Raw genomic sequence first — 16,059 nt, forward strand, 5'->3', positions numbered from 1 at the left:
CTACATTATGCATAAAGTTGAAGATTTAAAAATTTGGCAAAAATCAATAGAACTAACAAAGTTAGTTTATGAGGTTGTTGCTATACTTCCAACTGATGAAAAATATGGATTAATTTCTCAAATTAAAAGATGTTCAGTTTCAATACCTTCAAATATAGCAGAAGGCGCTGGACGAAACTCAAACAAAGAATTTAAACATTTTTTGAGTATTGCAAATGGATCAGCTTATGAATTACAAACACAATTAATTTTAACAATTGAATTAAATTCTAATTTCAAAAGAGAGCATTCAACCAATTTTAAATTTAATTATTGAAGTTCAAAAAATGAACTATTCATTTCAAAAAAGTATTGCTAACAAAAACTCAATACTCAAACCTAAAATCTATTTTAAAATGAAAACAGCATATATAGTACAAGGATATAGAACAGCAGTTGGTAAAGCTCCACGCGGAGTCTTTAGGTTTAAAAGACCCGATGAATTAGCTGCGGAAACCATAGAACATTTATTAAAAGATGTTCCGCAATTAGACAAACACAGAATAGACGATGTAATAGTTGGTAATGCAATGCCAGAAGCCGAACAAGGATTAAATATTGGACGTTTAATTTCTTTAATGGGATTAAAAATTGAAGACGTTCCTGGTATGACCGTTAATAGATATTGCGCCTCAGGATTAGAAACTGTAAGTATTGCCGTAGCTAAAATTCAATCTGGAATGGCAGATTGTATTATTGCAGGTGGTGTAGAAAGTATGAGCTATATTCCAATGGGAGGATACAGACCAGTTCCAAATTATAAATCTGCAAAAGCAGGTAACGAAGATTATTATTGGGGAATGGGTTTAACAGCTGAAGCAGTAGCGCAACAATTCAAGGTTTCTCGAGAAGATCAAGATGAATTTGCTTTTAAATCGCATATGAAAGCATTAGAAGCACAAGCTAATGGAACTTTTAATGACGATATTGTTCCTATTACTGTTGAAAACATTTTTTTAGATGAAAATGGTAAAAAACAAACAAAAAATTACACCGTGTCAGCTGATGAAGGACCTCGTAAAGGAACTTCAATACAAGCATTATCAAAACTACGCCCTGTATTTGCTCAAGGTGGAAGTGTAACTGCAGGAAACTCTTCTCAAATGAGTGATGGCGCTGCATTTTTATTAGTAATGAGCGAAGAAATGGTAAAAGAACTAAACATAGAACCAATAGCACGTATGATTTCTTTTGCAGCGGTTGGTGTAGAACCTCGCATTATGGGAATGGGACCTGTAAAAGCAATTCCGAAAGCATTAAAACAAGCAAATTTAAGTTTAAATGATATTGATTTAATAGAATTAAATGAAGCTTTTGCATCGCAATCTTTAGCTGTTATGCGAGAGTTAAACATTAACCAAGATATTGTTAATGTAAATGGAGGTGCCATTGCTTTAGGACACCCACTAGGTTGTACAGGAGCAAAACTTTCAGTACAATTATTTAATGAAATGCGCAGACGTAAAAATAAATACGGTATTGTAACAATGTGTGTTGGAACAGGACAAGGTGCTGCAGGTGTTTACGAATTATTAAAATAAAGAACATTAGAGAAAAGAATTGAATTTCTAATATAAATAACAAATCTTTACTCTTTTTCTGACAATTTATGGGCGCTTCAATCAAACAGGGAACCCAACTACGTGTAATAGAACACATAAAATATAACTAAACCAATATTAACTAATATAGAAGATAATTTAGAAGAATTTCAAAGAATAAAATAGGCTTTTAAAATTGCTTGAAACTAAAATACCTAAAGTTTTTTTCTTAAATCTATTTTCTAAAAATCAAAAAAATTATGGCAACAATAAAAGGAGGAGAATTCCTAATCAAAGAAACTAAAGCTGAAGATATCTTTATTTCAGAAGAATTTAATGAAGAACAAAAAATGATGAAAGAAGCGGTTATAGAATTTATAGACCGTGAAGTTTGGCCACATAAAGAACGTTTCGAAAATAAAGATTATGCACTCACAGAAGAAGTAATGCGTAAAGCCGGGGAAATGGGCTTTTTAGGTGTAGCAATTCCAGAACAATATGGTGGAATTGGAATGGGATTTGTTTCAACAATGTTAGTTACAGATTATATTTCTTCAGCAACCGGATCTTTAGGAACAGCTTTTGGAGCACATACTGGTATTGGAACAATGCCAATTTTCTTATATGGAACCGAAGCACAAAAAAATAAATATTTACCTCTTTTAACTTCAGGAGAAAAATTTGGAGCCTATTGTTTAACAGAACCTGGCGCTGGTAGTGATGCCAATTCTGGTAAAACAACTGCCGAATTAACTGCTGATGGAACACATTATAAAATTAACGGTCAAAAAATGTGGATTTCAAACGCAGGTTTTGCCGAAATATTTATTGTATTTGCACGTATTGAAGATGATAAAAACATTACAGCTTTTATCATGGAGTTTGATAAAGAAAATCCGAATGGTGTAACTTTAGGTGAAGAAGAACATAAACTTGGTATTACTTCCTCTTCTACCCGACAAGTATTTTTTAATGATACATTAATTCCTGTTGAAAATATGCTTTCAGAAAGAGGAAAAGGTTTTAAAATTGCCTTAAACTCATTAAATGTTGGTCGTATTAAATTAGGAGCAGCTTGTTTAGATGCTAGTAGAAGAATTATTACAGAATCTGTAAAATACGGTAACGAACGTAAACAATTTAAAACAGCTATTTCAAATTTTGGAGCTATCCAAAAAAAATATGCTGAAATGAGTGCTAAAGCATTTACGTTAGATGCAGCAAATTACAGAGCTGCAAAAGATATTCAGAATATGATTGATGATGGTTTAGCTGCAGGAAAATCACATCAAGATGCAGAATTAGCCGCTTTTCAAGAATACGCAATAGAATGTGCTGTTATTAAAGTCTTTGGATCTGAAGTTTCTCAATTTGTTTCAGATGAAGGTATTCAAATTTTTGGTGGTATGGGATTCTCTAAAGATACTCCAATGGAAAGTGCCTGGAGAGATGCTAGAATTACAAGAATTTACGAAGGAACCAACGAAATAAACAGACTTTTAACTGTTGGAATGTTACTAAAAAAAGCAATGAAAGGCGAAATAGATTTATTAACACCTGCTATGGAAGTTGGTAATAGCTTAATGGGAATTCCTTCTTTTGAAACTCCTGATTTTTCTGAAATACTTTCAGAAGAAAAAGCAATGATTGCTAAATTAAAAAATGCATTTTTAATGATTTCTGGTCAAGCTGTTCAAAAATTTGGAATGGATTTAGAAAGTCATCAACAATTAATTTTAGCCGCTGCAGAAGTTCTTATAGAAATTTATATGGCTGAATCTGCTATTTTAAAAGCAGAAAAAATAGCTAAAATGACTTCTGAAAAAGATGCTGAATGCCAAATTGCAATGGCTCAATTAAATCTATTCAATGCTGTAGAAAAATCGGCAAATATGGGAAAAGAAGCAATTCTTTACTTTTCTGATGGAGATGAACAACGTATGATGCTAATGGGTTTAAAACGTTTTACAAAATATGTAAACAATCCAAACCCAATTAAATTAAGAAAATTAATAGCTGAAAAAGTTATTTCTGAAAATAAATATTGTTTTTAAACAATAGTAATTCAATCAATCTAATTATTGTTAAAGAGGAACATCTAAGAAGTAAAAAACTCGTCAGCTGAATTTATTTCAGCATCTTATTAAGGTAGATAAACCAATCACTTTTAAGAACCTGAACTAAATTCAAGTTGACGGAAATTGAACTTTTTAGATGACCTCTTTTTTTTATGTTTTTTTATAGGGTAATAAATTATTTATTTTGTAACTTTAAAGTATAATTCAACTACCTTTCTTCTACCCTAACTGTTTAATTACTAAAACGTAGATTATGAAAAAAAACATTGGAATTTGGATAGACACAAAACAAGCTACAATTATTAGGCTATCTAAAAATAATGAACATTTCATTAAAAAAATTGAATCTAACATAGAAACCAGAGTTCGTGTTTCTGGTGAATCTAAAAAATATGGAAGATTTGGAGGGCAATATATTACCTATGAGAAAAACAGAGAAAATAAAAAAAATGAACAAATTAACCTGTTTTTTAAAGAGTTATTTAAAGAAATTGAAAATTGTGATGCTCTTGTAATTTTTGGTCCTGCTAAAATGAAAAAGTTATTAGAAAAAGAAATAAGAAATAATATACAATTTTCTCGTAAACTTTTAGGCGTACACAATTCAGATATATTAACTGAAAATCAAATAATTGCCTGGGTTAAAGATTATTATAATAGTTAATTTTTAAGACTTTAATTAAAATATAGATTTTGGTATAATTTTAGTGATTGTTAATTTAAATAGTATATTTATAACTATAAATTTAAATTAATTTTATGAAACGAGCATGCTAAAAAGTTTATTTCCTACGAAATGGCTTATAGCAAAAAGCATGTAACTTTTAAAATAATTCAAACACATGAAATTACACATTTATTTGATAGCTATAGTAACCTTTATAAGTGGAATTACTTTTGCTCAAAAACCTAATTTTGATGAATTTAAAACTTCAAAAGGTACTTTAAAAATTGAACCAATTTTACATGGAAGCTTAATTTTAACACATAATAATAAAACTATATATGTAGATCCATATGGTGGTTCTAAACTATTTGAAAGCAAGAATGTTCCAGATATTATTTTAATTACAGACATCCACAGAGATCATTTAGATCAAAAAACATTGGATGGCATTGATACTTCAAAAGCTATTTTTATTGTTCCACAAGCAGTTGCAAATCAACTACCTAAAAAATACGCTTCGAAAATAGTAGTTTTAAAAAATGATCAAGGCATTCATAGATTAGATTATTTTATACAAGCCATTCCAATGTATAATTTACCTGAAGTTGTAGATTCTAGGCATCCTAAAGGAAGAGGTAATGGTTATCTTTTAACAATTGACAATAAACGTGTCTATATTTCTGGAGATACTGAAGATATTATAGAAATGAGAAGACTTCAAAATATAGATATTGCTTTTATTTGTATGAATTTACCATATACAATGGACATTAACCAGGCAGCTAGTGCAGTTTTAGAGTTTAAACCTAAAGTTGTTTATCCTTACCATTTTAGAGGAAGTGAAGGTTTTAGTAATGTTACAGAATTTAAAAATCTGGTACATCTAAAAGACACTAATATAGATGTTCGATTAAAAAAATGGTATCCGAACAACTAAAATAAGAACTATTGTTTTATTATCGATTTACAAACTTTAGGTACAATTGTTCAATAAAGAAATCGGATATTTATCTCTACTTATCTAAAAGACAAATTATAGACAACCACTCATTAAAAATAAGTGCAAACATATTCTTAGCCAAATAAAGTTACCTTTTATTCAAAACAGTTTTACCAATTGCACATTGTAAACATAATTGCTTACTACAATATTCATTTTTTAATTGCAGTAAAGCTTGTGTTTTAAAAGCATTCGGACTTTTAACTTTTAAAGTATTAAAATTAGAAACAATGGTGTTTTTTTCAGGTTTAATTTGTTCTAAAATAGCAAATAATGAACTAAAATCATTTTTACCTAAACTTTTTAAGTAAACAAATTTTAAAGGAATTATAGTATTTATTAAAATTAAATCTATAAAAGATTGCGTAAGTTTTTTACTCCTTTTTTTAGATTCTTTTTCAAAAGTAAAATGTGTTTCCCAATACGGTAAAGTAGAAACTTTAAACAATGAATAAAATAATTCTATTGTATCTATTTCAATTATTTTTGAAAATAAATTTTGATACTTATTGTATAAAAAAACCAATTGAGACAAGCGTATTGTTGGAAAATTATTAGGCCTTAACCTAAAAAACTGCACTTGTCCGTTTGAAATGGGTTTTAAATTAAACTTTACTTTTAAATATTCATATTCTTTTTTTAATTGCTGAAAATAAACAGATTCATTTTCGTTAGCTAATAAACCAGCTTGACCAAAAAATAATGCCTCTAACTGCTCCTTATTATTAGATACTTTTCTAACAATTGAAAAATCAAAAGAAGTTGCAAAATTTAAAAAAGCATCACCATTTACCTTTAATCCAAAACTTTTTGCTAACAATATAAATAAAGTGGCTTCCCAATTATTATTGTTAACCTGTAATGTGTTATTTATAAATTCTGATTTTTGCACTAATCTTTCAAAATAAAGTCGTTCTATCCAATTTTCAAAAATAAATGAATCTATAGATGCTATTTCATTTTCACAATTTATCCATTTTTTATTTTTACTAAAAAGCTGATTGTACTTATTTAGCAAGTCTTTTGATATATATTTTTTAAGTTCTAATGTTGTTATTTCTACATTATTTTTTCTAAATATTTCAACATCATGCTCCCAAACAACGTGTAATATAACAGCATCATAATTTGTGTCAGTTTCATGTCTATGTTTATACCAGTCTGAAGAATTTATATGAATTTCCACATTTCCTGCCCAAACCTGATTGGCAATTTCAATTTTAGCATTTAAAAAATCTGGCCCCGTATTTAAATTATGAATTCCAGTAGAAATAATATGAATTTTATCACCATTAGTTGCTTCTAAATTTTTAATAGAAAACAACTTAAGTTTCCAAATAAAATGTAATAGTTTTTCATTCATAGCATTCATTTATAATTCTAAATTTAAAAATTAACTTTAACTTATGAAAATTGAAGCCTACTATTACTTAAAAATTAAGATATTTAAAGTAAATTTGTTTTACTAAAATTATCAAAAATGAGCATTATTAATAGTTTAGAATGGAGATATGCAACAAAAAAGTTCAATCCATCTAAAAAACTATCAAATCAACAAATTAACACATTAAAAAATGCGTTTAATTTAACTGCAACATCTTTTGGGCTACAACCTGTAAAAATGGTTGTAATTTCCGATAAAGAATTACAAGAAAAAATTGTTGAACATTCTTATTACCAACGTCAAGTAGCAGATGCTTCTCACCTACTTGTTTTATGTATTAAAAACGATATAACTTCAAAAGACATAAATGCTTATTTTGATTTAGAAAAAAAAGTTAGAAATGTTGATGAATCTGTTATTGCACGTTTTAGAGAACAATTAATTAATATCTTTCAAAAAAAATCTATTGAAGAAAAACAACTTTCTGCAAAGCAACAAGCCTATCTAATTTTAGGTAATTTATTAACTGTTTGTGCTGTAGAAAAAATAGATGCTTGTCCAATGGAAGGTTTTATTCCAGAAAAAATAGATAAACTTTTAAATTTAAAAGAACAAAATTTAAAATCTGTTTTATTACTTCCAGTAGGATTTAGAGCTGATGATGATATTATGAGCGAAATGAAAAAGGTGCGCAAACCATTAAATGAAACAATTATAGAAATTATAAAATAAACCAAATAATAAATATTGATTATGAGTAATGACATTAGAACATTAGAGCCTAAAGAGCTTTGGAATAATTTTGCAGATTTAAATGCAGTTCCAAGAGGTTCAAAAAAAGAAGAACGCGTTATACAATTTATGGTTGATTTTGGAAATAGCTTGAATCTTAAAACAGTTGTTGATCCAGTAGGCAACGTAATTATAAAAAAACCAGCCTCAAAAGGTATGGAAAACCGTAAAACCATTGTAATGCAATCGCATTTAGATATGGTACATCAAAAAAATGCAGATACTGACTTTGATTTCGATTCAGAAGGAATTAAAATGAAAATTGAAGGAGATTGGGTTACTGCAGAAGGTACAACTTTAGGTGCAGATAATGGTTTAGGAGTTGCTGCTATAATGAGTGTTTTAGCTTCTAAAGATATTAAACACCCTGCAATTGAAGCCCTGTTTACTATTGATGAAGAAACGGGTATGACAGGTGCTAAAGGGTTACAAGCTGGGTATTTAGAAGGTGAAATTTTATTAAATTTAGATACAGAAGAAGATGATGAAATTGATATAGGTTGTGCTGGTGGTATTGATATTACTATAGAAAACTCTTATAATGAAGTAAGTACACCTACAAATAGTACTGGTTACACTATATCAGTTACTGGTTTAAATGGTGGGCATTCTGGAATGGATATTCACAGAGGATTAGGAAACGCTAATAAAATTATGAACAGAGTATTGCATACCGTTCAAGATTATATCCGTATTTCTGAAATTAATGGTGGTAGTTTACGAAATGCAATTCCAAGAGAAAGTTTTGCTATTATAGCAGTTTATAATTCTCAAAAAGACTTGTTTTTAAAAGCCTTAAAAAAGATTACTAAAGAAATTAAAAAGGAATTAAAAACTGTTGACCCTAATTTAGAAATTATAGCTAAAGAAGCTCAGATGCCTAAAAAAGTTATGACAGCTATTAGCCAAACTACTTTAATAAAAACACTATATGCAGCTCATAATGGTGTATATAGAATGAGTAATGATATGGAAGGTTTGGTAGAAACTTCTAACAATATTGCACGTGTAACAGTTGGACACGAACTTATTAAAATACTTTGTTTAACAAGATCATCTGTAGAAACTTCTAAAGAAGATTTAGCCAATACAATTAGAGCTCCTTTTGAAATTGCAGGTTATGAAGTTACACTTTCTGGTTCATATCCAGGATGGAAACCAAATGTTGACTCTCAAATTTTAACTGTTTTAACTAAAAAATACAAAGAATTATTTAATAGTAAACCAGATGTTGTTGCTTGCCACGCAGGTTTAGAATGTGGTATTTTAGGTACTAATTACCCAGAAATGGATATGATTTCTTTTGGACCTACAATTCAAGGAGCACACTCACCAGACGAAAAAGCAAATATTAAATCGAGTCAAAAATTCTGGAAATTTTTATTGGAAATTTTAGAAAACATCCCTGTAAAAAAATAAGAATTATAACATATTAAAAGTTTTTTAAACTTACTCATAAAACCATAAACTCCGCCAATTTTTTTTAGAATTAGCGGAGTTTGTTTTTTCACAATCTATAATTTTTAATTAAATACATTTTTTTATAGAATTTAGAGTAACTTTAAAAACTTATTAGAAAATTCAAATTAACTCAAAAATTTATGAAACAATCTTTAAAAACAAACTTAGGTTTACTTCTATTTTTTGTAACTTTTTTTAATTATTCACAAACTGAAGAAACTTATTTTACAGAACACCCCACATTAACACCTGATGCTGAATTTATTATTTATAGTTATGATAGTGATTTATGGAAAGTTGCTACCGAAGGTGGTACAACACAAAGATTAACTGCAATGCAAGGTAACGAAACTAACCCAAGTGTTTCGCCAAATGGAAAATGGATTGCCTTTACAAGCAATCAATTTGGTAATAATGATGTTTATATAATGCCTATTAATGGTGGAAATATAACACAATTAACCTTTCATGATAGTAGTGATGAAGTAAGCTCTTGGAGTTGGGATAGTTCTAAAATTTATTTTACTTCTGGCAGGTATAATAGTTTTACAACCTATAGTGTAAATATTGATGGTGGTACACCTAAAAGAGTGTTTGATCACTATTTTAACACCGTACATAATTTGGTTGAAAACCCTTTAAACGATGAACTTTATTTTAATGAATCTTGGGAAAGTGGACGTTTTGCACACAGAAAACGCTACAAAGGAGATTACAATCCAGATATAAAATCGTACAATACAAAAACAAAAGAATTTAAAAAACATACAACTTATAGAGGTAAAGATTTTGCTGTAACTTTTGATGAAAATGGAAAGCTTTATTTTAAATCTGATGAAGCAAATGGTGAGTATAATTTATACACACTTCAAAATGGAGAAAAAAAACAATTAACATCGTTTAAAACTTCTATTATGTGGCCAAAAGTAAGTGCTAATGGTAAAAAAATAGTATTTAGAAAAGACTATCAAATTTATGTTTACGATGTTGCTACTAGAAAAACTTCAAAACCAACTATAAATACTATAAAAAATAATACTTTAGAAAAAGAGCAATCATATTCTGTAAAAGGAAAAATTAGTAATTTCGATATTTCACCAGATGAGAAAAAAATAGCTTTTATATCTAGAGGTAAATTATTTATTTCAGATATTGAAGGTAAATTTGTAAAAGAAATTAATACAAATCCAAATGAAGCTGTACAAGAAGTTAAATGGTTAAAAAATAATAAAACCTTACTTTATTCCCAATCTTATAAAGGTTATTACAACTGGTTTACAATAAACGCAGACGGAACTTCAAAAGAAAAACAACTAACAAAAGTTTTAAAAAATAACCGTCAAATTTATTTCAATAGCGATCTTTCACAAGGAGTATATTTAAGCGGTAGAAACAATATTTGTTTATTAGACTTAACTACATTTAAAAGCGAAATTATTGTAACTGATGAACTTTGGGCGTTCTATAATTCTAACCCTTATTTTTCTCCAGACGATAATTATATAATTTACAACGCCTACAGAGATTTTGAAACCGACGTGTTTACATATAATATCTCTACAAAAACAATAGATAATTTAACAAATACTAAAGTATCTGAATCTGAACCAGTTTGGTCTCCAGATGGTAAATATGTGTATTTTTCTTCTGATAGGTTACAACCAAGTTACCCTTTTGGAACAAAAAATTCTAAAATTTATCAAATGGCTTTAGATAAGTTTGAAGCTCCTTTTAAGGTTGAAGAAGTCTCAAAATTATTTAAAGAAGACGAAAAAAAGAATAAAAAAAAGGATTCTAAAAATAAAAAAGACAAAGAAGAAACACCTAAGAAAGATACTTTAAAAATAACTATCAATACAAAAGGATTAATGGATCGTTTAACTCAAATTAGTCCTAGTTTTGGTCAACAACAAAAACCTTCCATTATACAAAAAGATAAAAAAACATATGTACTTTACATTTCTAACCATAGCGAAGGAAAATCTCAACTTTGGAAAACTACTATAGAACCATTTGAAAACAATAAAACAGTTAAAGTTAGTGATAAACCAATTAGAAATTACCAATTAGTACAAGCTAAAAAGAATACTTATATTTTAGTTGGTGGAAGTATTAACAAATTAGATGTTGCTGGAAATAAATTAAAAGAAATTGCAGTAGATACCAAGTTTGAATTGTCTCTATCTAAAGAATTCAATCAAATGTATTACGAGGCTTGGGCAGGTATGGAAGAAAATTTCTACAACGAAAGTTTTCACGGACAAGATTGGCAAAAACTAAGAGACCAATATGCTACTTACCTACCATATATTTCAAACAGAGCCCAATTACGACTTATTTTTAACGATATGTTAGGTGAATTAAACACGTCTCATTTTGGTTTTAATTCTAACGGAAAAGAAGAAGCTACTTTTTATGGAACAAGATCTATAGCTACAGGTATTATTTTTGATAACGAGAAGCCTTTTGAAATAAATGATATTGTAAAAGAAAGTCCAGCAGATGTAACAGGAAAAAACCTTAGAAAAGGAGATAAACTTGTAGCAGTAAATGGAGAAAAAATTAATTCAAAAAACAATAGAGAACGCTATTTTAGCGCACCTTCTTCTTTACGTGAAATAACTTTAACTTTTGAAAGAAACAATTCAGAATTCGATGTAAATATCCATACAACATCTAGTGGTGCTATTCGTGATTTAATTTATGATGAATGGCAAGATGCAAATCAAAATTATGTAGATTCTAAATCTAACAACAGAATAGCCTATGTGCATATGAAAAATATGGGAGGTGGAGAATTACAAAAGTTTAAAGAAGATTTAGTTTCTAGCACAGAAGCAGATAAAGATGCTTTAATTTTAGATTTACGTTACAATACTGGTGGAAATGTACACGACGAAGTACTTCGCTTTTTAAGCCAAAGAACCTATTTAAACTGGAAATACAGAGAAGGTAAATTAGCCAAACAATCTAACTTTGGTTATTCAGACAAGCCAATTGTGTTGCTAATTAACCAACAGTCTTTATCTGATGCAGAAATGACAGCTGCTGGTTTTAAAGAACTTGGTTTAGGTAAAATTATTGGTACAGAAACTTATAGATGGATTATTTTTACTTCTAGCAAACGCTTGGTAGATGGTTCGTCTTACAGATTACCTTCTTGGGGATGTTATACTTTAGATGGCAAAAATTTAGAAACCGAAGGTGTTAGTCCAGATATTTATGTAAATGAAAATTTTAACGATCGTTTAATTGGAAAACAACCACAATTAGACAAAGCTATTGAAGAAATTTTAAAAGAATTAAATAACTAATTCTTTTAAATTAATTATTAAAAAAAAGCCTGAATTCTACATACAGAATTCAGGCTTTTTATTTTGCAAAACATTATATATGAGAAGTAATTACTTTATATAAAATAACTTCTGCAGATGCTTCATAATCTTTATTCCATTTAAAATAATTACCCGTTTTAAAATAATTATTATGTAAATAACCATTTTCAACATAGTCAAAAACAAAGGTATAATCGGTTGCTATATTTTTTGTTTCACAAACTAAGGCATAGTATAATTTACCGTCTTCAACTTTTAATTTAATTGTAAATTTTTCATTATCAACTTTTCCAATGGTAATTTTCTCGTCAAATTTACTTGTCCAATCTTCACCAGCATCTGGTTTTAGATAATATTCAATTACAATATCTCCATTTTTCCATTGTACTTTTACGGTTGCAGGAGAACCGTTTAAACCTTCTGTTTCAATTCCATGAATTTGTGCTACATATGTCTGCCCAGTTCCTTCACAATAAACAACTTGTACAGTAGATTCTAAAATGTGAGTTCCTGTAGACATTGACCAATTATCTGATGTAGTTTGATTTCCTTTCCAAAATTCACGCAATTCTGTTCTACAATATTTTCCATCATCTAAAGCGTAAGGCCCTCCAGAAGTTGTAAAGCCCGTAAATTTTGTATACATCGTATAACTTCCATCAGAATTCTCATAAAAATATTTAGATTGTTCAGCAGTTAACTTATTATTCTCTATAGTTTCATAAAAAATAGAAGTAGCGCTACCATTACCACGATTAACAGGTACCGATAAATACCAATTCTTCCATGAGATATTAGCATTTTCTTCAGGTTCAATAACAACTTCCTCCTCTTCTTCTTCAATAATAACATCTTCCGTATCATCATTACTAGAATTACAAGAAATAAATGTTATCATTAAAAACATTACCAAAAATTTGAAACTTGTATTAGATTGTATATGCATAAAAAATCATTTAAAAATCACTATTAAAAACTCTAAATAAAAATAATTATTGTTTAAAGTATCATAGTTACAATTAACATTAACAAATTAAACTACCCAAAACATTATACTATTTTTTATCTTAAAATTAAAACTATTTATAGCTGTTTAAATAAGTACAAATAACAACTAATTTTTATGAAACGCTATTGAACAGTTAGTTAATTGTAATAATACACCAAGTTTAACGTAATTATAAGCTGTTAGTTTCTTTTATTTCAAATGAAAGCATGTATCTTTGCGTTTTAAAATAAACAAGAAAATGGATAACGGATTATACGCAAAATTTAACACCACAAAAGGTGCTATTTTAGTAAACTTAGAATTTAAAAAAACACCTGGAACTGTTGGTAACTTTGTTGCTTTAGCTGAAGGTAATTTAGAAAATAATTCTAAACCACAAGGAAAACCTTACTATGACGGATTAAAATTTCATAGAGTAATAGCTGATTTTATGATTCAAGGGGGATGTCCTTTAGGAACAGGTACAGGATCTCCTGGATATAGTTTTGATGATGAATTTCATCCAGAATTAAAACACGATGCGCCTGGAGTTTTATCTATGGCAAACTCTGGACCTGCTTCTAACGGAAGTCAGTTTTTTATAACACATGTTGCGACTCCTTGGTTAGATCAAAAACATACTGTTTTTGGTAAAGTTGTAGAAGGGCAAGATGTTGTTGATAGCATTGCTCAAAATGATATAATAGAAACTCTTGAAATTATTAGAGTTGGTGAAGCTGCTGAAAAATTTAATGCTGTTGAAGCATTTAGAGTTTTTGAAGGCGCTAGAGCAAAAAGAGAAGCTGAAGCTAAAGCTGCTATGAAAGCTGAAATGGATAAAATAGCTACGGGTTACGATGAAACTCCTAGTGGATTACGCTATAAAGTTTTACAAGAAGGAAATGGTAAAAAAGCTGAAAAAGGAAACATGGTTTCTGTACATTATAAAGGTCAGTTATTAGACGGAAAAGTATTTGATTCTTCTTACCAACGCAAACAACCTATTGATTTTACAATTGGTGTTGGACAAGTTATTCCTGGTTGGGATGAAGGAATTCAATTATTAAAAGTTGGAGACAAAGCTCGTTTAGTTATTCCTTCTGAATTGGCTTATGGTAGCCAAGGTGCTGGTGGAATTATACCTCCAAATGCAACATTAATTTTTGATGTAGAATTGGTAGCGGTTAAATAATAATACTCCTTTAAAATTTAAAGAGGTTGTTTTAAATTAAATTTTAAAACAACCTCTTTTTTGTAATAGCTATAAACATATTACAACGTCAAATCAAGAATAATAATATATAAAAAATATATTAACAATTTTCTGTTCTTAAAAAAGCATTCTTAGACCTAAAATAACTTATTTTAAAATTAAAAACCAATAAATTAACAAGTTTTACTTTAAGTTATCTGCTCATAAAAGTAAGGTTTATAATTTCAATAAAAATCTTTATTATAAAGGTATTTTTAATAATGAATAATGTAAATTTACATTCCATTAAATGTAGAATTATATGCCTGATTTTATAAAAAAGGAAACCGTTTCTAATTTCGACTTTATAGATGCCAAAAAATGCTTAAATAATTTAAATGAACAAGAGCAAAATGAACTTCTAAAAAATAAGAACGACATAGAGTTTGCACCAGATGAAATAATTATTAAAAGAGGTTTTGCCGTTAACCATATTTTGTATCTAGTAGATGGTTTAGCTAAACTTGAAATAGTTAATGATGGAAAACCTTATACAATTGGTTTGGTACAATCACATTCTTTCATTGGTATAATTTGCTGTTTTGCTTTTGAAAATTTTGACTTTACAGCTACTGCATTAGAAAAAACAAAAGTAAGTTTTATAGATAAAAGTGTATTTCAAAACTTTATTAAAACTAACGGAAATTTTGCTTTAGATTTAATTAAACATATGTCTGGTGTTTCTAATAATTTGTTTCATAGAATTACAACTCTTTCTCAAAAAAATATTGATGGAGCTTTATCATTAATACTACTTGATTTTGCTGAAATTTACAAGAACAATTCTTTTAAAATTCCAATGGTTAGAAAAGACCTTGCAAATATGCTTGGCTATTCTAAAGAAAGCGTTATTAATACTTTATCAAAATTTAATAAAGAAAAAATCATTAAAGTTTCTGACAGAAAAATTGAAATAATTAACTTAAAAAAACTAAAACAAATTAGTAAACTAGGGTAAAATTATACTGAATTTTAATTACACAATTCTATTCCCCAATCTGTATGCCCCCTACCTACTCTACATTTCCAATTATTTTTTATAGAAACAACAAACCACCTATTATTTTCATTTTTTAATTCTAAAATAATTTTTTTTGCTTTTATAGAATCATCTAAAAGATTGTCATGCACTAAAGTGACTAAGGTATTTCCATTTTCTAATTTTGCTTCTGAAATTTCTATAGATTCATTCCCCTCTCCTATTGTTACTTCATGTGGATAATAAATCTTCATTACCTCATTTGCTGATACACTACCATTTTTTGATTTTAGCAAAACATTTATTGTTTCAGGATTTAATTCTTTAAACTTTTCGTTTACAGAAGTAATATGTTGAGTGGTCCCTTTTTCTTCATTTATTTTATCCGTTTTATGTTGTTTGTTGTTACAAGACAATAAAACCATCGTTAATAGTAATGTAATAATTTTTCTCATGTTACTTATATTTTATAATTTGAATAACGTATAAAATATGACATTTGTATAACTTTTGTTAAATACTAATCATATTTTTTTACAATAT

At 28.3% G+C, this 16,059-nt stretch carries 12 protein-coding genes and 1 pseudogene; 10 read left to right on the forward strand and 3 right to left on the reverse strand.

Going from position 1 to position 16,059, the window contains the following annotated elements; all coding sequences use genetic code 11:
• Positions 1-7: 7 nt before the first annotated feature.
• The 5 genes and pseudogenes from MKD41_RS04935 to MKD41_RS04955 form a co-directional block, all read left to right on the forward strand.
• Positions 8-353 (forward strand): annotated as a pseudogene (locus MKD41_RS04935) (four helix bundle protein); the annotation flags it as partial.
• 42 nt (positions 354-395) lie between these two features.
• Positions 396-1,580, forward strand: a complete 1,185-nt coding sequence (locus tag MKD41_RS04940; protein ID WP_240245005.1) for an acetyl-CoA C-acyltransferase — start codon at positions 396-398, stop codon at positions 1,578-1,580.
• A 260-nt stretch (positions 1,581-1,840) separates the two neighbouring features.
• Positions 1,841-3,634, forward strand: coding sequence for an acyl-CoA dehydrogenase family protein (locus MKD41_RS04945; protein ID WP_240244329.1), 1,794 nt, complete (start codon positions 1,841-1,843; stop codon positions 3,632-3,634).
• A 277-nt stretch (positions 3,635-3,911) separates the two neighbouring features.
• The gene (locus MKD41_RS04950) at positions 3,912-4,322 is read left to right on the forward strand and encodes a hypothetical protein (RefSeq protein WP_240244330.1); all 411 of its coding nucleotides are present in this window, start codon (positions 3,912-3,914) and stop codon (positions 4,320-4,322) included.
• Between the two features lie 178 nt (positions 4,323-4,500).
• A complete protein-coding gene (locus tag MKD41_RS04955) occupies positions 4,501-5,262 on the forward strand; it encodes an MBL fold metallo-hydrolase (RefSeq protein ID WP_240244331.1) in 762 nt (253 codons plus the stop codon).
• 151 nt (positions 5,263-5,413) lie between these two features.
• Here MKD41_RS04955 and MKD41_RS04960 read toward each other — a convergent pair whose 3' ends face one another.
• Complete coding sequence (locus MKD41_RS04960; RefSeq protein WP_240244332.1) at positions 5,414-6,688, reverse strand: DUF2851 family protein; 1,275 nt, start codon at positions 6,686-6,688, stop codon at positions 5,414-5,416.
• A gap of 117 nt (positions 6,689-6,805) precedes the next feature.
• Here MKD41_RS04960 and MKD41_RS04965 point away from each other — a divergent pair, with 117 nt between their 5' ends.
• The 3 genes from MKD41_RS04965 to MKD41_RS04975 all read left to right on the forward strand — a co-directional run bounded on the left by MKD41_RS04965 (position 6,806) and on the right by MKD41_RS04975 (position 12,276).
• Positions 6,806-7,441, forward strand: coding sequence for an NAD(P)H-dependent oxidoreductase (locus MKD41_RS04965; protein WP_240244333.1), 636 nt, complete (start codon positions 6,806-6,808; stop codon positions 7,439-7,441).
• 21 nt (positions 7,442-7,462) lie between these two features.
• Positions 7,463-8,920 carry an aminoacyl-histidine dipeptidase gene (locus MKD41_RS04970; RefSeq protein ID WP_240244334.1) on the forward strand — a complete coding sequence of 486 codons (1,458 nt, stop codon included), beginning with the start codon at positions 7,463-7,465 and terminating at the stop codon, positions 8,918-8,920.
• A 182-nt stretch (positions 8,921-9,102) separates the two neighbouring features.
• Positions 9,103-12,276 (forward strand): S41 family peptidase, encoded by a 3,174-nt coding sequence (locus MKD41_RS04975; RefSeq protein WP_240244335.1) that lies wholly within the window; start codon positions 9,103-9,105, stop codon positions 12,274-12,276.
• A gap of 73 nt (positions 12,277-12,349) precedes the next feature.
• Here MKD41_RS04975 and MKD41_RS04980 read toward each other — a convergent pair whose 3' ends face one another.
• Positions 12,350-13,204: a polysaccharide lyase family 7 protein gene (locus tag MKD41_RS04980; protein ID WP_240244336.1), complete on the reverse strand. Its 855-nt coding sequence runs from the start codon at positions 13,202-13,204 to the stop codon at positions 12,350-12,352.
• A gap of 340 nt (positions 13,205-13,544) precedes the next feature.
• Between MKD41_RS04980 and MKD41_RS04985 the strand changes: the two genes are divergently transcribed.
• A complete protein-coding gene (locus MKD41_RS04985; protein WP_240244337.1) occupies positions 13,545-14,477 on the forward strand; it encodes a peptidylprolyl isomerase in 933 nt (310 codons plus the stop codon).
• 322 nt (positions 14,478-14,799) lie between these two features.
• Positions 14,800-15,495: a Crp/Fnr family transcriptional regulator gene (locus MKD41_RS04990; protein WP_240244338.1), complete on the forward strand. Its 696-nt coding sequence runs from the start codon at positions 14,800-14,802 to the stop codon at positions 15,493-15,495.
• A gap of 14 nt (positions 15,496-15,509) precedes the next feature.
• Here the strand turns inward: MKD41_RS04990 and MKD41_RS04995 are convergent, their stop codons facing one another.
• A complete protein-coding gene (locus MKD41_RS04995; protein ID WP_240244339.1) occupies positions 15,510-15,971 on the reverse strand; it encodes a hypothetical protein in 462 nt (153 codons plus the stop codon).
• Between the last annotated feature and the right edge of the window lie 88 nt (positions 15,972-16,059).

The sequence above is a fragment of the Lutibacter sp. A64 genome, assembly GCF_022429565.1.
Taxonomy (GTDB): Bacteria; Bacteroidota; Bacteroidia; order Flavobacteriales; family Flavobacteriaceae; genus Lutibacter.

Bases quoted from the DNA above. Each gene is read 5' to 3' on its own strand.
- MKD41_RS04940 (WP_240245005.1), top strand. From the start codon at position 396: ATGAAAACAGCATATATAGTACAAGGATATAGAACAGCAGTTGGTAAA.
- MKD41_RS04945 (WP_240244329.1), top strand. From the start codon at position 1,841: ATGGCAACAATAAAAGGAGGAGAATTCCTAATCAAAGAAACTAAAGCT.
- MKD41_RS04950 (WP_240244330.1), top strand. From the start codon at position 3,912: ATGAAAAAAAACATTGGAATTTGGATAGACACAAAACAAGCTACAATT.
- MKD41_RS04955 (WP_240244331.1), top strand. From the start codon at position 4,501: ATGAAATTACACATTTATTTGATAGCTATAGTAACCTTTATAAGTGGA.
- MKD41_RS04960 (WP_240244332.1), bottom strand. From the start codon at position 6,688: ATGAATGAAAAACTATTACATTTTATTTGGAAACTTAAGTTGTTTTCT.
- MKD41_RS04965 (WP_240244333.1), top strand. From the start codon at position 6,806: ATGAGCATTATTAATAGTTTAGAATGGAGATATGCAACAAAAAAGTTC.
- MKD41_RS04970 (WP_240244334.1), top strand. From the start codon at position 7,463: ATGAGTAATGACATTAGAACATTAGAGCCTAAAGAGCTTTGGAATAAT.
- MKD41_RS04975 (WP_240244335.1), top strand. From the start codon at position 9,103: ATGAAACAATCTTTAAAAACAAACTTAGGTTTACTTCTATTTTTTGTA.
- MKD41_RS04980 (WP_240244336.1), bottom strand. From the start codon at position 13,204: ATGTTTTTAATGATAACATTTATTTCTTGTAATTCTAGTAATGATGAT.
- MKD41_RS04985 (WP_240244337.1), top strand. From the start codon at position 13,545: ATGGATAACGGATTATACGCAAAATTTAACACCACAAAAGGTGCTATT.
- MKD41_RS04990 (WP_240244338.1), top strand. From the start codon at position 14,800: ATGCCTGATTTTATAAAAAAGGAAACCGTTTCTAATTTCGACTTTATA.
- MKD41_RS04995 (WP_240244339.1), bottom strand. From the start codon at position 15,971: ATGAGAAAAATTATTACATTACTATTAACGATGGTTTTATTGTCTTGT.